The organism is Rhodococcus sp. ACS1 (assembly GCF_002300155.1).
Taxonomy (GTDB): domain Bacteria; phylum Actinomycetota; class Actinomycetes; order Mycobacteriales; family Mycobacteriaceae; genus Rhodococcus_F; species Rhodococcus_F koreensis.
The window spans coordinates 776,381-796,550 of record NZ_NSDZ01000005.1 but is presented as its reverse complement, the minus strand read 5'-3'; the positions used below and the strand labels follow the sequence as shown (position 1 = coordinate 796,550).

Genomic DNA, 20,170 nt, shown 5'->3' with positions numbered 1-20,170 from the left:
AACGACAACTCGTGACGGAGACGGACACCCGCCGGCGCTTCGTGGGTCGATGGTCGCTGCTGAGCAGTCTGGCCGCGGCGACCCCGGAGGTCCGGCTGCTGGTCCTCACCCAACTCGCGTTCAACGTCGGCTTCTTCATGGTGCTGCCCTACCTGTCGGTGTACCTGTTCGAGGATCTCGGTCTGCGGGCGGCGTTCGTCGGCGCCGTGCTCGGTCTCCGCACCTTCTCGCAGCAGGGGCTGTTCTTCGTCGGCGGTTCGCTCGCCGACCGCTGGGGCGTCAAACCGGTGGTCCTCACCGGTTGTGTCTGCCGCATCCTCGGTTTCGCCGGGTTGGCACTGTTCACGTCCGTGCCCGGGATCGTGGTCGCGACCGTCCTGACCGGGTTCGCGGGCGCGCTGTTCTCGCCCGCTGTCGAATCGGCGCTCGCCACGGCCGCCGGCGGAACCGAGGACGGGGGACGGTCCCGGGTGGACGCGTTCGCACTGTTCAACGTGTGCGGGCAGATCGGGTCGTTCGCCGGGCCGCTCGTCGGATCGGTCCTGCTGCTCGCCGACTTCTCGGCCGCGTGCCTCTCCGCAGCCGGGGTATTCGTCGCGATCCTGCTCGCGCACCTGCGGTGGCTGCCGTCCGGGCCCGGCGTCCACGCCACCGACAGCTGGCGCGACGGCTGGCGGGAAGTACTCGGAAACAAGCCGTTCCTCCTCTTCGCCGCGGCGATGAGCACGCAGTTGGTCGCGTACAACCAGCTGTACCTGCTGCTGCCGCTGGAGGTGGAGCGGGCCTGGGGCTCGCAATCCCCGCTCGGCTGGTTCTTCGCCCTGTCCTCGGTATTCGTCGTCGCCGCCCAACTCCCCATCACGAAACGGGCGCACACCCACGCCGCGCTTCCCCTCGGCCTCGCCGTCATGGCCGTCGGTTTCGCCGTCATGGCCGTCGCCGTCCCCGCGCAACCCCGCGGGATACCCGGACTGATTCCACCCGCCGCGTTCGTACTCCTGCTCGCACTCGGCCAGATGATCGCCATGCCCGTCGCACGAGATGCGATTGCCCGCATGGCCTCCGGCCGCCGGCTCGGAACGTACTACGGCGTGTTCGCCTCCATCGGTGGAGCCGCCGTCCTGCTGGGATCCGTCGCCGTCGGCGCCCTGATCGACGCCGTGCCGTCCACCGGGTGGCCCCTCGCCGCACCGTGGTGCGCTGTCGGAGCACTCCTCACCGGCAGCGCACTGACCGTTCGTGTCGTGTTTCCTGCTCGCCGACGGGACGAGGCCACCGACTGAATCCGGCGCCGATGTCGTCGGGAGCGGTGTCCTCGCCGAGTCGGGGGTCGGCGTCGAACTTCATCGCTTGTCCGGCGATGTCGTAGGTGGGCCAGCCGGGATCCCCGTGCGCTGCGAAGTCGAGCCAGGTTCGGTGCATCGCGCGGGTGAGGGCGTCCGGAGCGTCGTCGCCGATGAGGCCGCGGCATGTCTGTGTGGTGTCGAAGACGAAGGGAACGTCGAGGCCGTGTGCTGCGCCGTGCAGTGGTGATCGCCATGCGAATTCGTAGACGTAAGCGGGGCCGGGGTGACGGTGCGCGGTGCGGCGGCTCGGCGACCGGAACATCAGGTCCGTGTAGGCGGCGGTGAGTGCCTGCGCGGGGGTCACGGCCGGGTCGTGGAGACGGTGTCGTTCCAGGAGCGCTTCGGCCTCGGGGTAGGTGGCGGCCAGTTCGGCGACCGCGTCGTCCGCGTCGAAGGCGGCGAACCCGTCGGCACCGAAACCGAGGTTGGCTTCCTCGAGTGTCGTGCCGATCAACAGCTCGCCGCCGCGCGCGTGGGTGCTCGGGACCCCGACCGGGTCGGGGAGGACGTCGTCCCCCGTGGTGGGGAGGAACAGTGCGCGTCCGTGGCCCGGGTCGAAACCGTTGTCGTCGCGCAGGTCTGGGCGGGGTGCGGTTCTGAGCAGGGCGCCCTGCGCGCGCAGCAGGTCGGGGGCAGAGCATGCTCGGAATGCGTCCGCGGTCGGGGAGGTTCCGAGCCGGGCGGCGACTGCCTTCGTGAGTTTTTCGGTGAGCGCGAGCGGGCGGGCCATCTCGTCGTGTCCGCTCTGGACGATCGCACGCCGGAACAGGCCGGCGGCCGGCGGGGAGTGCAGCAGGAACGCGACCGAGGTGCCGCCGGCCGATTCGCCGAAGACGGTGACGTTGTCCGGGTTCCCGCCGAACCCGGCGATGTTGTCGCGAACCCAGTGCAGAGCGGCGATCTGGTCGCGCAGTCCGATGTTCGTGATCTCACCGGGCAGCGCGAGGAAGCCCTCCGCGCCGAGTCGGTAGTTGACGGTGACCAGGACGACGCCGTCGCGCGCGAACGCGGTGCCGTCGAACGCCGGGGCGGCACCCGAACCGATCATGAACCCGCCGCCGTGGAGGTAGACCATCACCGGGAGCCCGCTCGTGCCGGGGTCGGGTGTCCAGACGTTGAGATTGAGGTAGTTGCCGTCTCCGGTTACCCATCCGGGCCCGACCAGCGGCGCCAGACACGCCTGAGTGGGATGCAACTGCGGCTGGGGTGCGGTCGCGCCGTAGCCGGTGGCGTCCCTGGTCCCTGCCCATCGTTCGGTCGGGGCAGGCGGTGCGAATCGGCGTTCGCCCGCCGGGGCTGCCGCGTAGGGGATTCCCAGGAAGCGGGCGACCCCGTCGGTGTGGTCACCGGAGAGTCGCCCCGCCTCTGTATTCACGGTACGGACGGTCATCAGCGACGTCCCCTTTCGTGTGGCCAGGCCGAGGGGGTCGTCCGAATCGGTTCCCCTCGCCCCAGCCTGCCACGGGGCTTCGATGCCGGCCGAAATGCGTCAGGCCTCGAGGCCTGATCCACCGTGGCAGTCCGAGATGGTCGGCGGCGCGGACAGGAACGGCCGCAGCTCGAGCCATTCGTGGATCGGCTTCCCGCCCGCACCCGGCGCCGCCGACAGCTCGCCGGCCAGTTCGAGCGCCCGCTCGTGGGTCTCGACGTCGATCACCATCCAGCCCGCGATCAGGTCCTTCGTCTCCGCGAACGGGCCGTCGGTGACCGGCGGCCGTCCCTCACCGTCGTAGCGGACGAACGTCCCCTCCGGAGCAAGCGCCTGACCGTCGACGAACTCCCCGGTCCCCTCCAGCTTGGTCGCGAAATCCTGCATGTACTGCACGTGCGCCGAGATCTCCTCCGGCGTCCACTCCGCCATCGGCACGTCGTTGACCGCCGCCGGCGCGCCGCGGTAGTGCTTGAGCAGAAGGTACTTGGCCATCATGTTCTCCTCGGTACGGGTGCGACCCATTCTGGCCGCATTCACCACAGGGACGGAGCCGATCACCGGTTCTCGACATCGTCTCCGGGACTATTTTCGATCGAGGCGATCGAGCCAGTTGCCGAGCAGCGGGGCGAGCAGTTCGGGCCGCTCGTGCACGAGCGCATGACCGGCGTCCTCGATGACAGCCAGGGCGGCGTGCGGATAGCGCTCGAGCAATTCACACGCGTCGGCGTACCCGGCGACCGAATCGCGCCTGCCGGCCACGATCACCGTCGGCCCCGGGAACACACTCGACCCGACGTCGACCGCCCACCCGGCGAAGATACGTCCGAGCGCCTCCTCGTCGACGAGCGTCGAACCCGGCACCACATGGTCGCGGTAGCGGCGAGCGGTGGCCCGGGTGTGAACGACGAAGTACTCGTCGAACCCCGCCCACTGCGCAGGGTCGAGTTCGTCGTAGGCATCGGCGTCCCGACGAACCACAGTGTGGTCGGGTACGTTCCGCGACCGCTCGCCGACCGGACACAACAACGCCAGACCGAGCACCACGTCTGGCCTCTGCGCGGCTACACCGCGAGCCAGATAGGCGCCGTACGAATGCCCCACCAGCGTCACCGGGCCCGCCCCGAGGCCGTCGATGAAGTCGCCGAGCAGCGTCACCACATCGTCGTTGCAGGTCAGCCCGTCTGCTGTCGACAGGCCCATCCCCGGCAGGTCCGGGTAGATCCGCCGGTACCCCGTGCCCGGGACGACGGCCTCGATCGCCGCCTCGATCTCACGATGATCCACGCCGGCGCCGTGCAGGGCGACAATCGGCACACCACCACCGTGCTCGACCCAATGGACCACGGCTTCGTCGATCCGGCGCTCCATGGCAACACCCTAACGATCCATGGCGTCCTCACCGATCCGCGCCGCCCACACGGGTCGCGCGGGAACCGCGGGGTGGAGAGATCCGCTAGCCGGTGACCGGTACCCGGGCGCCAAGCGTGGTGGCGGCGCGACGGACTTCGGGGATCAGGTGCGCGATCTGGGCGTCGTCGAGGGCGTCGGTGGGTCCGGTGACGCCGAGGACGGCGACGAGGGTGCCGTCGGCGGCCCGGACAGGAGCGGTGACGGAAACGATGCCGAAGAGGCGTTCGCTGACCGAGACCGCGAAGCCGTCGCTGCGGATCTTGTCGAGCTGGGCGGGCAATTCGTCCTTCCGCAGTGTGCCGCCGCCGGCGAGGGGGACGTCGCCGATGCCGGCGAGGATCGTCTCGAGTTCCTCGGCGCCGAGGTGGGCGAGGATGGTCTTGCCGGCGCCGCCGAGGTACAGCGGGAGGCGCTCGCCGACGGGAAGTATGTAGTTGAGCGGGTGTTCGCTTTCGACTCGGGCGATCAGGACTCGCGAGTTTTCGACCCGCACGTACATCGACGCGGTGAAACCGGTGTTGGCGGCGAGTTGTTGCAGCGTGGGCTGGGCGAGGACGCTGAGCGGGTTGGTGACCATGAATGCGTGGGCGACCGCCAGCGCGGCGGGCCCGGCGGTGTAGGTGTCGCCGATCCGCGCTGCGTAGCCGCGGTCGAGGAGCACTCCGAGGATGCGCTGGACGGTGGCGACGTGCAGGGAGGCATGCCGGGCGACCTCACTCAATCGCAGTGGCTGCTTGGCGTCCTGCAGGACGCCGAGGACGTCGAACGCGCGGTCCAGGGAACGCATGTTGTTGGTCGGCACCGCCATTTGTCCTCCTCGATGGACCCACTTTCGATCGAACTTATCATTGTGCGAGAACGGTCAGCGGATGGCGGTCGCGTTGCACGGTGAACCCACGCCACCGACGAAGTTGAGCGGTTTCACGGTGACGAGGGCGTCCCAGGTACCGGTGCGGCGGCTGTCCTCGACGAGGGCCGTGAGGTTCCACAGTTCGCCGAGTGGGACGCCGAGTTTGCCGATCAGTTCCTGGTGCATCATGCCGGCGTCCTCGGGAGCGGACTCGGCGAAGGGGCTGCCTGGGACGACGGGCAGGACCTCGACGGCAAAGGTGTCGGTGCCGAACAGGGCGATCTTGTTGTCCCACAACCATCGTGCGAGTTCGCGGCTCTGTGCGAATCCGGTGGAGCGGCGGCCGGCGCGGACCTCGTTGCGCTGGTCGTCGGTGGCGGTCAGGTACCAGTGCGCCCAGCCGGTGTGGACGAGGATCAGATCTCCGTCCTGGATCCGGGTGTTCTGACGGTCGAGGGCGGCGTCGAGGTCGGCGGCCTGGACCGCCGGTCCGCGAACGTGATCGAGTGGGGTGCCCCGGTCCGCGAACAGCCCCTCGAGGTCGAGGAGCAGTCCGCGGCCGACGATCGGGTTCTGTGACCAGGCCTGTATTCCGAGAGCGGGGGCGTTCTCGGTGACCTGGCCGTCGGGGGTGCCGTCGTAGAAGCCGTGTCCGGACACCCGTCGGTGGCGCAGCCCGTCGAGGTGACTACTGGCCTGCAGGTAGAAGCCGTCGAGGAGGTCGTCGCGGGATTCGGCGTGCGCGGAGACGATGGTGTGCTTCGGCGCCGTGCGCGACCGCGCCATCGGCGGATCGAACGCGCCGAGCGGATGGTCGAGGGCGAACACGGCTCCGCGGCGGACGAGCTCCGCGGCGGCCCGGACCTGTTCGGGGCCGGCGAAATTCGCCGTCCCCCGGTCGGGGTCGTCGAAGACTCCCCAGCTCGACCCCGCCGGGGCGCCGTCGGTGCGGGCGCACAGGTCGGCGTAGGTGGAGTCGGGGCCGATCGTGCTCACGGGACTGGTCATCCGACGTGCTCGGCGGCGCGGGCGGGAGAGTCCTCGTTTCCGAGGGCGTCCTCCTCTCCGCCGTGGTGGAAGTACGACAGTACGAAGGCGAGTAGTCCGGCGATGCCCGCGGCGCCGTAGGCGTAGGGGGCGAGCAGTTCCTCGACGTGGGTGACGATGTGGCCGTCACCGAGGATCAGGCCGACGGTCTGGCCGAGCACGATCGCCAGTCCGCCGAGCAGGAATGCGACGACGCTGATGCGGAAGAGGGTGGAGAAGCTTTTCTGGAACATGACGTGTCCTGTCGCGAGGGTCAGACGGGGAGGAGGCCGAGGGCGATGAGCACTCCGATGCCAAGAATGGGGACGCAGTAGTACTTCAGGAGCGGCATGAAGATCTTCGACGGGTCGATCCGGGCGATGCCGGAGGCGACGTAGATCGGGGCGCCGGACGGCGGGGAGGCGCCTTCGGTGGACGCGAACACCAGGACGGCGGCCGCGGCCACGGGGGCGGCGATGCCGGTGCCGACCAGTGCGGCGACTGCGACGGGGCCGACCGAGGCCATGGTGGCGGAGGCGGTCAGCGGGATCGCGATGATGACGATGATGATGCCGACGAGGATCGCCATCAACCAGGACGGTGCGCTGAGGCTTTCGAGCATCGCGGTCAGTTGCTGAGGCAGCTTCAGCTTGGCCAGCACCGCCGAAGCGGAGAACGCGGCGACGATGGTGATGCCGATGACGCCGAACTGGGGTGCCGCGTCGCCGAGGACCTTCCACCAGCCCGTGGTGGTCTTGGGCAGGTGCCGGCGGCCGAGGAAGAGCACCAGCAGGATCATCAGGACCGGGATCCAGGTGATCAGGCTCAGGGCACTCGACATCACCAGGTCGGTGTAGTGCGCGATGGGGGCGGCGATCGGCCCGCGGGTGAGCAGCAGCGGGATCACGATCGGGACGAACAGCAACAGCGAGGTCCAGCCGACGCGCAGACTCCGCTTGACCGGGATGCGGTCCTCGGGGGCGATGGGCTGCAGGCCGTTCTTTCGCACCAGGTAGTAGCTCAGCACCAGCCGGTAGCCGAGGCACCAGAGGCCGGCGATCGCGAGCGGGACGATGATGTCGTCGGCGGCCATCATGCCGGTGACGGTGCTCGACCCGACCAGGATGAACATGGTCGCACTGAACGGGAAGGTCACACCCATGCCGGCGCAGCCGGCGACGACGGTGGCGGACAGTTCACCGCTGACGCCGGAGCGTTTCATCCACGGCACGGTGACCGAGCCGACCGCTGCGGTGACCGAGGCCCCGACGTGGGCGATGGCACCGAACATGCCGCCCGCGACAGTGGAGGTGTAGATCGGGCCGCCGCGCAGCCGTCCCAGGAAGGAGTTGAGGATGTCGATGAGCCGGTCCAGCACCGGCGTCTTCGCGAGGATGAAGCTCATGAAGATGAACGCCAAACCGGCGAACGTCACTTCCTCCTGCATCGAATCGACGAAGCCGTCCCACATGTATTTCGGGGCGTCGCGACCGGCGAACGCACCGACGACGACGAACCCGACGATCATCGCCTCGCCGATGTTGCGTTTGAGGACCGCATTCCAGAAGACGATGGAGGCGATGAACGCCAGCAACGCCCAGATGGCGATCATGATGCGACCTTGCGCGCGGCGATGATCGCGGCGCGGCGCTGCGCCTCGTCGGCTTCGACCGCGCGGCCACCGGCGAGGCTGGTGAACGCCTCGGCGGCCGGGACGATGATGACGCCGTCGTCGTCGGCGACGACCAGATCGCCGGGGGCGCAGACGACACCGCCGACCGCGACCGGGACGTCGATCTTGCCGGGGCCGTCCTTGTAGGGGCCTGCCGGGTTGACCGCGCGGGCCCAGACGCCGAACCCGATTTCCTGCAGGACGTCGATGTCGCGGGCGGCGCCGTCGATGATCATGCCGACGCAGCCGCGGGAGCGGGCGCGTTCGGCGATCAGTTCACCCATCAGGGCCCGATTCTGGTCGCCCTGTCCGTTGATGACGATCACCTCACCCGGCTGCACCTTCGCCAGCGCCTCGTGCAGCGCCTTGTTGTCACCGGCGCGGGTCCACACCGTGCGGGCGCGACCGACGATACGTGCACCCTTCCACATTGCGTGGATACCCGAATCGACCATTCCCATGCGCTGGCGGGCGTCGCCGATGTTGGCGACCGGGAGCCCGGCGTAGGAGTCGAGCAGTTCGTCGGCGGCGCGGCCGTTCGCATCGGCGAGCGTGCGGTGGGCCTGTGCCGTTGCGGATGTGAGGACCGGGCGGACGCCGAGCGTGTCGAGGAGTTCGACCGAGGCGGTCGCCTCCACCGAGCGTCGTGCGGCGTGCTTGCGGGTGCCGTCCCGCAACCGGTCCAGGGCCGCGAAGCTGCCGGACAGCTCGCCGGCGATCTGGGCACGCACCCACTGCTCGGCGTCGGCGGCGATCCCGGCATCGACCGATTCGACGATCAACGCGCCGAGGCCCTTCATGAACGTGCTGCGCAGCAGCTTGCGGTTCGAGGCGTCCCCGGGGGCGCTGCCGATGTCCTCGACCGAGGCGCCGAGTTCCTCGAAATATGCTGTTGCCGATGCTGATCCGTCGCCGCTGATCACGAGCGCGGTGCGCGCCCCGTTGGCGGGAACCGAGCCGACGACTGCGACGTCGGCGAACGAGGCACCGGCTGCGGTGACCACGTGGGCGACCTGCGCCTTGATCTCGGCCGCAGCGGCATTCATGTCCGCAAAGCAGACGCCGTCCGACAGATGGGGGGCAGCGTCGGTGGCGGCCCGCACGGCCACCTTCGCACTGGTCAGGCTGAGCACCAGATCCGCGCCCCGGACGGCGTCGGCGACGGCGTCGAAGCGCAGCACCCCCGCCGGGGTGGCGGTGTCTGCCGGGTCGAAGCCGGTCACCTCCCAGCCCTTCGCGAGGAATCCCGACGAGTAGAGACTTCCGGCTTCACCGAGCCCGAGAACAGCGACCTTCATGATTTCCTCTCATACCGTGATAACGTCTATCACGTGATGGAGTAATCGTGGTCACAGAGGGCGGTGGTTGTCAAGGCGCCACAGCTCCCGAGAAGTCGGATGGAACAAGGCGCGGGCACCACAGGCCACGCGCCATTTCGGCATGTCAGCGATTGCGGGGAGACGGTCGTGAGACCCGACGGGCGGCCGGAAAATGGTTGGCGGGCACGACGCCCGCACTGCTAACGTTCGGGGGACCGTGACTTCGAGCGAGGAGGTGAGACCCATGAACGCAGTACGCAGGTGGGTGCTCCCCCTCTTCACGGCCGGGCGATCGACGTAGATGTCGCCGGGAGCGCCTCGACAACAAGGCAATCCCGAAAGGCAACACCATGCACTTCACCTCTGAGGCATCGTCGAACGGTGTCATCGAACGAACCTTCACCCTGGGCGAGATCACCGGCGTGCTCTGGTCACCCGCATCCGGAACAGTCGGCGCACCGCTGCTGCTGTCGGGGCACAGCGGCGGCATGCACAAGAAGGCGCCCGGACTGGTGGCCGGCGCACTCCACTGCGTGAGCACCTACGGGTACACCGTCGCCGCCATCGACGCGCCCGGACACGGTGACCGGCCGCGGAGCCCTCAGGATCAGCGGTGGGGCGACGCGATCCATCAGGCCCGGGCGGCGGGCGAGCCGATCGCCCCGATCGTCATCGACTACAACGCGTCGCTCGCGGAGCGTGCGGTGCCGGAATGGCAGGAAACCCTCGACGCACTGCAGGCGCTGCCCGAGATCGGCTCCGGAGCGCCCGTCGGCTACGGCGGCATGACGTTGGGTGTCGTGACCGGGCTGATGTTGGCAACGGTCGAACCCCGGATCGCCGCCCTGAGCATCGGTGCGGTCTTCGTGGACGACGCTCTGATCGAGACGGCACGAAAGATCACCGTCCCGGTCGAGTACCGGATTCCGTGGGACGACGAATACATCGACCGCCGAGCCGGTCTCGCGTTGTTCGACGCCTTCGGCTCGAGGGAGAAGACACTGCACGCCCACCCGGGCGGGTACAACCAGGTGCCCGAGTACGAGCGTGACAGCTCGGCCCGGTTCTTCGCCCGCCACCTCCGCCGGGCCGGCATGGCACCGGCCTGACGTGACCGGTATCGGCGGCCGGACACCCAGCTCGGCCGCCGATATCGATGTCGCCCTTCCGGATCCGCACGATGCCCGGCGTAGATTAGGCGTGCAGTGTGAAGCCGATCCCGCGGACGGTGTGGATGAGGGGCGGGATGCCGCTCGATGCGAGCTTGCGGCGCAACGAGCTGACGCACATGTTGAGCACGTTGGTGCGGGCTTCGCCGGGATAGCCCCAGACGGTACGGAGGAGGTGTGGGCGGCTGACGACACGGCCCGCGTTCTCGGTGAGGATGCCCATCAGTTCGAATTCAGTTCTGGTCAGGAGAATTCGGGCGTCGTGTATTTCGGCTGCCCTGCGCGCAACATCCAGGGCGATGTACGCGGGGTGTGACGGATTCAGTGCCGGGGGTGCGAGGCGCCGGAGCAACGCGCGTAGCCTGGCGATGGCTTCATCGTGGACAACCGGGGCAATCAAGACGTCGTCGGCGCCCGCCTCGAGGAACTCGCACACGCTGTCGGAGCCGGTCGGTTGCGGTCCGGTGATCACCACGATGCCGATGTCCGGTTCTGCAATTCTGACGTCCCGTAAAACCGCGAGGCCGTCGAAGCACGGGACTCGGGAGTCGATGATGACGACATCGGGTCGCTCAGGCGTGGACTGCACGGCTGCTCCGCGGATCACGCGGAAGCCGGCGTCGGCTGAGAGCCGGGTGATGAGTGACGCCTCACCGTGTGGTGGGAGGGCGAGGATGATCGCTGGTGTCGAGGCAGGAGTGAGCGGTGAGGTCATTCGCGATGTCCGAGGTGGTGTGTGGGTGCCGGCTGGGGCACGCCCCGCGACTGTGTGGGCGGCGGAGTAGGGGTGAGGGTCAGACGAGTTCGGCCTGGTAGTCGATGTCCGGACGTAGTGCCGCCCAGCCGAATCCCAGTGCCGCGCAGAGCGGGATCAGCAGCAGCAGCCATCGTGCGACGCCGCCCTGTCCGCCGAGCAGGACGTCGTAGTTCTGCACGGCGAGCCATCCGACCACCGCGAACCCGAGGAGTGCGCCGGCGGGTGCCACCTTGGTTTTCCAGATGCTCGTCTCCAGGCGGGTGCGGACGAAGAAGGCGATGATCGACGCCGAGGTGAGGGCGAGGATCACGATGAGCGAGACGGTGCCCAGAGACAGCAACCAGCTGAAGGTGACGGTAATCGGGTCCGCGCCGGCGACTTCGAAGACGGCGAGGATGATCGCGAGCGCGACGCCGACTACCAAGGCGGCCGCAGCGGGGGTGCCGGTCTTGGCGTTGGCTTCACCGAGGCGGTGCGGCAGCACCTTCGCTCGTCCCAGCGCATAGAGGTAGCGGGAGAGCATATTCTGGAAGCCGATGAGCATGGCGATGAAACTGGTGACCACCAGGATTTCCATCACCGTGCTCAACCAGGCACCGACTTCGGACTCGGCGATGGCGAACACGAATCCGGCCGGGTCGTCGGTGGCGGCGGCCTGGACGGCGTCCGCGCCGACTGAGTTGCCCAGCGCCCAGGTCGTCAGGGCGTAGAAGACGCCGATGAACGCGATCGAGGTGTACACGGCGCGAGGAATGGTGCGGTGTGGGTCCTTCGCCTCCTCGGAGAAGACGACGGTGGCCTCGAAACCGGTGAAGCAGGTGATGCAGAACAGGAACGCCACACCGAGCCCCGGACCGACCAGCGCGGACGGATCGAAGGCCGCCAGCGAGTTCCCCGAGACGCCGCCCCCGAAAATGATCGCGACGTCCAGGACGACGAAGGCGGCGACCTCGAGCAACACGAGCAGCCCCAGCACCTTCAGGCTGACGTCGACACCGCGGACGGTGAGTGCGGTGACCAAGGCCAAGGTGGCGAACAGCAGCACCCACGCCGGCACGTCGACACCGAGTTTGTCGGTGATCAACTGTTGCGCGAACACCGAGTACTGGGACCACAGGGCCGCCTGCAGCGCCATGTATGCCAGGATGGCCAGCCCGGCGGCGGCAGTGGCCAGTCGTGGCCCGAATCCCTGCGCGATGTACGCGACGAAGCCGCCGGCATTGGTGATGTGCCGGCTCATCGTCACATACCCCACGGAGAAGACGACGAACAACAGGGCCGCCAGCAGATACGTCGCGGGGGCGGCGACGCCGTTGACGGAGAAGACGACGGGAGAGGCGCCGACGATCGCGGCCATCGGGGCGACTGCGGCGACGACGAAGAACACGATCGCCGCGACCCCGAGCCTGCCGGCCCGCAACCCCGCCCGCCCCTCCCCGGGGGGCTCGTTGTGACCGGTGTTCTGCGGCGGGACGGCCTGGTGGGGAGGGGTGGACATTGGAGCCTCCGAAGAAAGACATTCGCGGGGTAGTGCGGGGTGGGTGTCGCGGCGTGTTGGTGGTTGACAGTTGGCGGACGGATCCGCGTCAGGCCGTGGGTCCGGGGCGGGCGTCGTCGACGGACGGGGTGCGTTCGAATTCGCGCGCGTACGAGCCCATGGTTATGTTGACCAGGTCACCGCTCTGCTGGTCGATGCCGAATTGGATGCCGACGGTGCGGAGAGCGTTCAGGTCGACCAGGACCATGCCCTCGACGCCGACGTTCTTCTCCAGCCAGGAGAACAGGTACGTGTTCTCGCGCAGCTTCCAGTAGGTGCAGCTGTCGGTGTCCCCCACTCCCAGCTCGGCACCGCCGATGCACAGCCAGGTGAAGAGGTTCTCGTTGAGGTAGACGTGGTCGTAGACGTCGTCGCCGCTGTAGGCGTAGCGCACCCGGCGCCCGATCAGCTCGTCGGTCGGCTCGTGGGCGTCGGCCGCGGTGGCGGTGCTGCCGGCGATCTGGCCCTGGAACCACCGCTGGCGGGCGAGGTGAGGGTTGGGGCCGAGTCCGAGTTCGCCGACCGCGCCGGTGACCTGACCGGTGGTCAGATCGAGCGCCGCGCTGACGACGACCGGGTGGTCCTCGCCGCTGCGCCGGTAGTGCAGGTAGAACAGTCCGGGTTGCATCTCGAACAGTTCGTAAGTCTCGGTGCCGGCCTGCTCGCCGGTGCGCCAGCTCAGTTCTCCTTCGGAAAATGCGTGGGTGAGGGTGAACTCGTCACCCGAATCCACGAAGCGGGCGTTCAGGCTGAGTTCCCGGCCGTCGAGGGCGCGGCTGTCGGCGGGCCGGTATTCGTCGAAGCCGTCGGCCATCTCGCTCAGCGACGCCCAGTCGTCCTTGTTCCAGCTGAAGGCCGAGGTAGTGGAGGTGCTCATGGTGTCAGGTGTCCTTGAATCTGTGGAGGGATTTCCGGTGGGTCGTTCGGGGCCGGGTCAGCCGAGGTTGACCCAGACGCCCTTGGTCTCGGTGAATTCGTCGATGGCGTTGGAGCTCATCTCCCGGCCCCATCCGCTGGAACCGAATCCGCCCCACGGGGCGGCGGGATCGAGGAACGGCAGCATGTTGACGAAGACACTGCCGGCGTGGATCGACGCGGCGAGGTTGTGCGCCAGCTCGAGGTCCTTGGTCCAAATGCAGGCGGCCAGACCGTAATCGGTGTCGTTGGCGCGGGCGGCGAGCTCGTCGGCGTCGTCATAGGACAGGATCGACAACACCGGCCCGAAGATCTCTTCCCGGGCGATGGTCATGTCGTCACGCACACCCGAGAACACGGTGGGCGCGAAGAAGTTCCCGCCGGACAACTCTCCGCCGACGCGGCTGCCGCCGGTCACCAACTGCGCGCCCTCGGCGACCCCGGCGTTGACCAGCCGCTCGACGTGGTCGGCGTGCTCGGGCGAGGCCAGCGGGCCGATCACCGTCTCGGGCGACATGCCGGGACCGATCGGCAGCACGCTCGCCGCCGCGGCGATCTTCTCGGTGAACTCGTCCACCCTCTTCGAGTCGACGAAGAACCGCGTGTAGGCGGCACACACCTGACCGCTGTTGAGCAGGGCGCCCTGTAGGTTCCCCGCGACCGCTGCGTCGATATCCGCATCTCGCGCAATGACACTCGGCGCCTTGCCGCCGAGTTCGAGGGTGACGCGCTTGAGGTTGCCCGAGGCGGCGACGACGATCTGCTTACCGACCGCGGTCGACCCGGTGAACGACACCTTGTCGACGTCGACGTGCTCGGTGAGGGCCTTGCCCGCCTCGGGGCCGCCGGTCAGGCAGTTCACGACTCCGGGCGGGAAACCGGCGTCCACGCACAGCCCGGCCAGGAACACGGTGCTCAGCGGCGTCTGTTCGGCGGGCTTGAGGATCACCGTGTTGCCGCAGGCCAGCGCCGGGGCCAGCTTCCAGGCGGCGATCATCAGCGGGAAGTTCCACGGAGTGATCAGGGCACACACTCCGACCGGTTCCCGGCGGGTGTAGTGCATCGTGTTGGGGATCGACACCGCCGAGTTCTTGCCCTCAATCTTGGTGCACCAGCCGGCGTAGTAGCGGAAGACCTCGGCGGCCATGGTGAGGCTGACGGTCTTCGCGACCCCGAGCGGCTGGCCCTGGTCGCGGGTTTCGAGTTCGGCGAGTTCGTCCGCGTGCTGCTCGATCAGGTCGGCGACCTTCCACAGCAGCCGTGCGCGGGCGGCGGGCACCAGTGCCTTCCACGCCGGATCGGTCAGCGCCTGCCGCGCCGCCGCGACCGCGGCGTCGACGTCCGCTGCGCCGGCGTCCGCGACCGTGCCCAGAGGCTCACCCGTCGCCGGATCGTAGGTCTTGAACTCGGCACCGGACCGGGCCGGAACCCACCGGCCGTCGATCAGCAACTGCTCGCGCACATCCATTGTGAGAACTCCTCGAAATACTCGTGACCAGGTCACGTGACGTGAGTCTCACTCTGCTCCGGGATCTGTGGGAATGCATTGCCGAAGTCCGTACAAGCATTGACTAATCCCGCACACCTTCGGCGGCGACAGGTCAATCGAGAGCGCCACGGCCGACGGACGACGAGGCGGGGCGGGCGGCGAAGCGACAACGCACGACGACCGGAGGCGAATACCATGTCACCAGAACCTATTTGAGGGAGCACGGAGCCACGCACCTCACTCGACAAGCGTGCGCAGAAACCGGCGCAGGTGCGCGAGCGCGGCCTCGTTGAGTTCGGGGCGGTCAAGGGTGATCTGCTGAAAGATCAGTCCGTCGGCGGCCGCGATGAACAGCTGAGCCATCGCCTCGTCGCAGTCGATTCCGCCGTGCGCCAACTCCTCACGGAGGGCCTGCCGATAGGTGCCGTACAGAGACTCGACGTGCGGACGCAGCTCGGGACTGCGCCGCGATTCGAGGATCAGTTCGTACTGGAAGGCCTGCTCGTCAGGATTGACTACGACCATCCCGATCAGTCCGGCGAAGATCGCGTCGAGATCACCGGTGCCGGGCCGGGTACTGATCGAGGTGACGCTGTTCTCGACGGAATACTGCAGGGCAGCTTCGAGCAGGGCGTCGCGGCTGCCGAAGTGGTGGGCGACGAGGCCGTGCGTGACGTTCGCCTCGCGGGCGACGCCGCGGTAGGTCAGATGTCGCAACCCCTGGGCGGCGACGACACGGACGGCGGCGGCGAGCAGCGCCTGCCTGCCCTCGCCATACATCGGCGAACTCCGACCCGGTGTGGACGCAACAGCGGTCATCGGTGTCCTCCAACATCCTTTTCATCTATCCACTTGACTAGTTGTACAGCACGGGGCATATTTGTGCCACTGATCACATCTATCCATCTGGATATTTCGCCTCTCTTCGCTCGCGGTCCGCTTCGACCGCGCCATTGCCCTCGGCACTCAGAAGGAGCCCCCACCATGACGAACACGGCGGACCACGAACCGCAGGCCACACTCACTGACCGGGAGGCGTCCGGCGCAGTCGCCATCGTCACCGGCGGCGGGAGCGGGATCGGCGCTGCCACCGCGCAGGCGCTCACGGCCGTCGGCTGGTCCGTTGCGATCTGCGGGCGGCGGGCGGAAGCCCTCGAGCGCGTGGCCGACGCCACCGGGGCACATCCGATCGTCACCGACACCACCGACAAGGCCGCCGTGGCCCGCCTCGTCGAGAGCACCGTCACCCGCTTCGGGCGCCTGGACGGACTGGTCCTCAACGCCGGAGTCGTCCGCCCCGGGCCGGTCGGCGAATTGTCCGACAGCGATTGGGCGGCGATGGTCGAGACCAACCTCACCGCCCCCTACCGCCTGCTGCACACCGCCCTGCCGCACCTCGTCAGGAGCAGCGGGGCAGTAGTCGGCGTGTCCTCGGTCAGCGGGCTGCGCGCCTCGGGCGGAACCCCCGGCTACAACGCCACCAAGGCGGGACTGAGCATGTTGCTGCAGTCGGTCGCCGTCGACTACGGGCCGCGAGGAGTGCGCGCCAACGTCGTCTGCCCCGGTTGGACCCGCACCGAGATGGCCGACGAGGAAATGGCCCAACTCGGCGGTGAACGCGGCGTCGACGCGGAGCAGGCCTATCGCCTCGCCTCCGCACTCGTCCCGTTGCCTCGGCCCGCGTATGCCGCCGAAGTTGCCGCCACCATTGCGTGGCTGCTCTCCCCCGCCGCTTCCTATGTCAACGCCGCCGTGCTGCCGGTGGACGGCGGGCACAGCGCGGTCGACGTCGGCACCGTCTCCCTCGACCCACGATTCTCGCTCGCCGTCCCCATGCCCTGACGGACCACAGTGCGAACTGCTCAAATCGACGCCCCTACCCACGATGGAAAGAAGAACCGATGCCTACCGCGTTGCTCAACGGCCGCATCTACACCGTCGACCCGGCCGCACCCTGGGTGCAGGCCGTTCTGGTCGACAACGGCGTCTTCACGGTCGTCGGGTCCGACGACGACGTCCGTGACGCCGCCCCGGACGGTACCGAATTCGTCGACCTCGACGGCCGCATGGCGATGCCCGGACTGCACGATGCCCATACCCATCTGCTGTTCAGCGGGTTGAAGTTTCGCTACGAGGCCCGCCTGACACCGGGTGGCTCCCCGAAGGAGATCGTGCACGACCTCGGTCACTGCAGATGCGCCGAACTCGTCGACGAGGACGTGCAGCCCTGGATCGTCGGCGGCGAGTTCGTTCCTGCCGACTTCGCCGCGGGAGAACTGGACCGCAAATTCCTCGACGAAGCGTTTCCTGATCAGCCGGTGTTCTTGTACGACTACACCATTCACCACGCCCTGGCCAACTCCACCGCACTCGACCTCGCCGGGCTCTCCGAAGACTCGGTGGACCCACCTGGTGGCCGACTGGTCCGCCGGGAAGGGACGAACGAGCTGACCGGGGAACTCGTCGATCATGCCCGCTGGCCCGTCATGCGCGCCATGTCCGATTACCGTGCCGACATCTATCGTGACGCGGTTGCCTGGGCGGCGTCGGTGTGCCATCGGTACGGCATCACGTCCGTCCAGGAGGCCTCCGCGTCTCCGCAGGCGCTCGCGGCCTACCGGGACCTCGACCGGGACGGCGCACTGAACTTGCACGTTGCCGCGCACCTGGTCTGGAAGGAGGAGGGTTTCGGCATGGCCGATACCGCCGAACTCGACCGCACCATCGCCGAACGGGCGACGTTCACCAGTGAACATCTGGACACCGAACGCATCAAGATCTGGCTCGACGGGTCACCCCTGCCGCCGCACATGACACAGGCGGACCTCGACGCCCACGGCAGCGTCGACCCCACCAACATTCTCGTCGACGAAGATCAACTCACCGAGGTGCTACGCGGATTCGACGCGGCTGGATTGTCGGTGAAAATTCACTGCGCCGGTGCGGGTTCCGTGCGCGCCGCACTCGACGCCTTCGAGACCGTCCGCCGGATCAACGGCACACGCGGCCCAGCTCACGAGATCGCGCACTGCCCATTCATCCACGACGACGACTACAAGAGATTCGGCCAGCTCGACGTGATCGCCGAGATGTCGCCCGCGATCTGGCACCTCGACATTCCCGGGCACGACGATGCATTCAAATTTCGCACCATCCTCGACTCGGGTGCCACGATGACCGTTGGCTCGGACTGGATCATCACCCCGAATCCGAACCTGTTCCCTGCCCTTCAGGGCATGCTGCAACGCGGAGACGAGGCCGTCGATCTCGCCACCGCTGTGTATCTGATGACCCTCGGCGGCGCACGGGTCGTCGGTCGCGACCACGTGCAGGGCACGATCACCCCCGGGAAGTCCGGCGACCTGATCGTGCTCGACCGCAACATCTTCGAGGTCCCTTCCGAGCACGTCGGATCCACGCAGGTGCTGCGGACCCTCTTCGAGGGGCGCACCGTCTTCGACGCCGAAATATCGACCGCCACCGATCTTCATCAGCGCTGAGCGCAGTACACCCCTACCAACCGTTGACCAATCCTGGAGGACCCACCGTGTCCAATCCCGATTTCGACATCGTCGCAGCCTTGTACGAGGCGTGGAACACCCGAGACATCGCGGCCTGGGTCGATTCCTTCACCCCCGACGCGACCTGGACGAATCTGCCCACCGGAGAGATCCATGCGGGCCACGACGGGATGGCGGACAACTACTGGCACTGGGACGGGCCGTTCCGCGACGGAACGTGCGAGAAGCTGACCTTCGCGGGGGGGTGACGGTCTTGTCGTCACGGAGTTCGTCGCCGTCGGCACCCACACCGGCCCCCTCCCGACCCCGGACGGAGACGACATCCGCCCCACCGGTCGCACACTGTCGGTTCCCTTCTGCGACATCCACCGGGTCGAGAACGGCCGGATCGCTTCGACCCGGCGGTATTGGGATCAGCTCACCGTTCTCACCCAGCTCGGACTGCAGTGAATCCAACTTCCCCCAATCACGAAGGACCACCCGATGCCCCACACTCTCGACGGTCGACGCACCCCCTTCGACAGCACCGATCCCAACTCCAGGGGACGCGTGGCACTGATCGTTCTCTTCTCCTCCGTTGTCGGCACTCTCCTGCTCATGGCTCCTGCCGTGGCCAGTCAGCTCCAACTTCAGCTGGGACTGAATCCCTCGCAGACGGGTGACTTGTTCTCTGCCGAACTCGGTGCGATGAGCTTCGCCTCGATCCCCGCACTGTGGTGGATGAAGAGATTCAACATCCGGACGATGTCCACGATCTTCGGCGTGATCTTCATCGCCGGCAACGTCAGCTCCGCGTACATCGATGACTACGGCACCCTACTCGCCGTACGCTTTCTCACCTCCCTCGCGGGCGGGTCGTTGATGGTCCTGTGCATGTCGCTCGCCGCCCAGACCCGCGACCGCAACCGCGTGTACGGACTGTGGGTGATGGGGCAATTGTCCTTCGGGGCGATCGGATTGGCGGTGCTTCCGCACTTCTTCAGCAGCTTCGGAATCGGCATCGTGTACTGGACCCTCGCCGTGCTGATGATCCTCGTTCTCCCGCTCGCACGATTCCTGCCGGAGCGCAACGTCACGGCCGACCACGACGGCAACGACGAGACCGGACCGACGCGCAACTACGTGCTGCGCGCCGCACTCGGACTCGTCGCCGTGCTCGCCTTCTACGTGAGCCTCAGCGGAGTCTGGACGTTCGTCGGCGGCGTTGCCGCGGCATCCACCATCGACACCGAAACCTCGAGTTCGATCCTGTCGGTCGCCACCGTCCTGGGTATCGCCGGTTCTGCGCTGGCCACTGTCCTGGGCTCCCGGCCGAGCACGAGAACCAACCTCCTCGTCGGGTATGTGGCGATGACGCTGTCGGTCGGCCTGCTCGCCGGAATGCCCGGGCTGCTCCGGTTCACCATTGCAGCACTCCTTTTCAAGTTCACCTGGACGTTCATTCTCCCCTACATCATGTCCACCCTGTCCGGCCTGGACCGGTCGGGGCGGGTGGTGAACCTGGCCAACATCGCAATCGGCGGCGGCTTCGCGATCGGCCCGTTCATGGGAGGCCGCCTCGTCGAGAGCGCAGGCGGATACGGAACGTTGATCGCGGTCAGTGCTGCGGGACTGGTCCTGTCGCTGGCACTGATCATCGCTGCCCAACCCCGGCGGATCGCCACGCCTGTCGTCACCACGCCGGTTCCGCAGATGGTCGAGTAGGCGACAACAAACAATGCTGCTGA

19 protein-coding genes and 1 pseudogene are annotated in these 20,170 nt (G+C 67.8%); 7 read left to right on the top strand and 13 right to left on the bottom strand.

From position 1 onward, the window contains the following. Nucleotides 1-11 precede the first annotated feature (11 nt). Nucleotides 12-1,283 carry an MFS transporter gene (locus CJ179_RS24420; RefSeq protein WP_257015748.1) on the top strand — a complete coding sequence of 424 codons (1,272 nt, stop codon included), beginning with the start codon at nucleotides 12-14 and terminating at the stop codon, nucleotides 1,281-1,283. On the opposite strand, the gene CJ179_RS24415 is transcribed toward CJ179_RS24420, so the two are convergent. The 8 genes from CJ179_RS24415 to CJ179_RS24380 form a co-directional block, all read right to left on the bottom strand. After that, nucleotides 1,216-2,736, bottom strand: coding sequence for a carboxylesterase/lipase family protein (locus tag CJ179_RS24415; RefSeq protein ID WP_095863150.1), 1,521 nt, complete (start codon nucleotides 2,734-2,736; stop codon nucleotides 1,216-1,218). The two genes, CJ179_RS24420 and CJ179_RS24415, sit on opposite strands and share 68 nt — an antisense overlap. 99 nt (nucleotides 2,737-2,835) lie before the next feature. Next, a complete protein-coding gene (locus tag CJ179_RS24410; protein WP_072939544.1) occupies nucleotides 2,836-3,270 on the bottom strand; it encodes a YciI family protein in 435 nt (144 codons plus the stop codon). 90 nt (nucleotides 3,271-3,360) lie between these two features. Continuing rightward, nucleotides 3,361-4,146 carry an alpha/beta fold hydrolase gene (locus tag CJ179_RS24405; protein ID WP_095863149.1) on the bottom strand — a complete coding sequence of 262 codons (786 nt, stop codon included), beginning with the start codon at nucleotides 4,144-4,146 and terminating at the stop codon, nucleotides 3,361-3,363. Nucleotides 4,147-4,231: 85 nt separating this feature from the next. Continuing rightward, complete coding sequence (locus tag CJ179_RS24400) at nucleotides 4,232-4,996, bottom strand: IclR family transcriptional regulator (RefSeq protein ID WP_095863148.1); 765 nt, start codon at nucleotides 4,994-4,996, stop codon at nucleotides 4,232-4,234. A gap of 54 nt (nucleotides 4,997-5,050) precedes the next feature. Continuing rightward, nucleotides 5,051-6,046 carry a cyclase family protein gene (locus tag CJ179_RS24395; RefSeq protein ID WP_095863147.1) on the bottom strand — a complete coding sequence of 332 codons (996 nt, stop codon included), beginning with the start codon at nucleotides 6,044-6,046 and terminating at the stop codon, nucleotides 5,051-5,053. Then, complete coding sequence (locus CJ179_RS24390) at nucleotides 6,043-6,318, bottom strand: hypothetical protein (RefSeq protein ID WP_095863146.1); 276 nt, start codon at nucleotides 6,316-6,318, stop codon at nucleotides 6,043-6,045. Before CJ179_RS24390 ends, CJ179_RS24395 begins: the two co-directional genes overlap by 4 nt. Before the next feature lie 20 nt (nucleotides 6,319-6,338). Further along, the gene (locus tag CJ179_RS24385; protein WP_072939070.1) at nucleotides 6,339-7,676 is read right to left on the bottom strand and encodes a TRAP transporter large permease subunit; all 1,338 of its coding nucleotides are present in this window, start codon (nucleotides 7,674-7,676) and stop codon (nucleotides 6,339-6,341) included. Further along, complete coding sequence (locus CJ179_RS24380; protein WP_072939073.1) at nucleotides 7,673-9,034, bottom strand: NAD(P)-binding domain-containing protein; 1,362 nt, start codon at nucleotides 9,032-9,034, stop codon at nucleotides 7,673-7,675. Before CJ179_RS24380 ends, CJ179_RS24385 begins: the two co-directional genes overlap by 4 nt. Nucleotides 9,035-9,405: 371 nt before the next feature. Between CJ179_RS24380 and CJ179_RS24375 the strand changes: the two genes are divergently transcribed. After that, entirely contained in the window at nucleotides 9,406-10,164 is a 759-nt protein-coding gene (locus CJ179_RS24375) for an alpha/beta hydrolase (RefSeq protein ID WP_095863145.1), read from the top strand. Between the two features lie 85 nt (nucleotides 10,165-10,249). On the opposite strand, the gene CJ179_RS24370 is transcribed toward CJ179_RS24375, so the two are convergent. The 5 genes from CJ179_RS24370 to CJ179_RS24350 all read right to left on the bottom strand — a co-directional run bounded on the left by CJ179_RS24370 (nucleotide 10,250) and on the right by CJ179_RS24350 (nucleotide 15,741). Beyond that, nucleotides 10,250-10,939 (bottom strand): response regulator transcription factor, encoded by a 690-nt coding sequence (locus CJ179_RS24370; RefSeq protein ID WP_072939078.1) that lies wholly within the window; start codon nucleotides 10,937-10,939, stop codon nucleotides 10,250-10,252. Between the two features lie 79 nt (nucleotides 10,940-11,018). Continuing rightward, entirely contained in the window at nucleotides 11,019-12,479 is a 1,461-nt protein-coding gene (locus tag CJ179_RS24365; RefSeq protein WP_095863144.1) for an APC family permease, read from the bottom strand. 88 nt (nucleotides 12,480-12,567) lie between these two features. Next, nucleotides 12,568-13,395 carry a MoaF C-terminal domain-containing protein gene (locus tag CJ179_RS24360; RefSeq protein ID WP_095863143.1) on the bottom strand — a complete coding sequence of 276 codons (828 nt, stop codon included), beginning with the start codon at nucleotides 13,393-13,395 and terminating at the stop codon, nucleotides 12,568-12,570. A 57-nt stretch (nucleotides 13,396-13,452) separates the two neighbouring features. Beyond that, nucleotides 13,453-14,901 carry an aldehyde dehydrogenase gene (locus tag CJ179_RS24355; protein ID WP_072939086.1) on the bottom strand — a complete coding sequence of 483 codons (1,449 nt, stop codon included), beginning with the start codon at nucleotides 14,899-14,901 and terminating at the stop codon, nucleotides 13,453-13,455. Nucleotides 14,902-15,159: 258 nt separating this feature from the next. Then, nucleotides 15,160-15,741 (bottom strand): TetR/AcrR family transcriptional regulator, encoded by a 582-nt coding sequence (locus CJ179_RS24350; RefSeq protein WP_072939089.1) that lies wholly within the window; start codon nucleotides 15,739-15,741, stop codon nucleotides 15,160-15,162. 165 nt (nucleotides 15,742-15,906) lie between these two features. Between CJ179_RS24350 and CJ179_RS24345 the strand changes: the two genes are divergently transcribed. The 5 genes and pseudogenes from CJ179_RS24345 (at nucleotide 15,907) to CJ179_RS24330 (ending at nucleotide 20,147) form a co-directional block, all read left to right on the top strand. Beyond that, nucleotides 15,907-16,764: an SDR family NAD(P)-dependent oxidoreductase gene (locus tag CJ179_RS24345; RefSeq protein WP_083395639.1), complete on the top strand. Its 858-nt coding sequence runs from the start codon at nucleotides 15,907-15,909 to the stop codon at nucleotides 16,762-16,764. 59 nt (nucleotides 16,765-16,823) lie between these two features. Next, nucleotides 16,824-18,422, top strand: coding sequence for an amidohydrolase (locus tag CJ179_RS24340; RefSeq protein ID WP_257015747.1), 1,599 nt, complete (start codon nucleotides 16,824-16,826; stop codon nucleotides 18,420-18,422). A gap of 47 nt (nucleotides 18,423-18,469) precedes the next feature. Then, complete coding sequence (locus tag CJ179_RS52810) at nucleotides 18,470-18,691, top strand: nuclear transport factor 2 family protein (protein ID WP_257015746.1); 222 nt, start codon at nucleotides 18,470-18,472, stop codon at nucleotides 18,689-18,691. A gap of 64 nt (nucleotides 18,692-18,755) precedes the next feature. Beyond that, a pseudogene (locus CJ179_RS52805) lies at nucleotides 18,756-18,893 on the top strand (ester cyclase); the annotation flags it as partial. A gap of 33 nt (nucleotides 18,894-18,926) precedes the next feature. Further along, nucleotides 18,927-20,147, top strand: coding sequence for an MFS transporter (locus CJ179_RS24330; RefSeq protein ID WP_095863142.1), 1,221 nt, complete (start codon nucleotides 18,927-18,929; stop codon nucleotides 20,145-20,147). The last annotated feature ends 23 nt before the right edge of the window (nucleotides 20,148-20,170 follow it).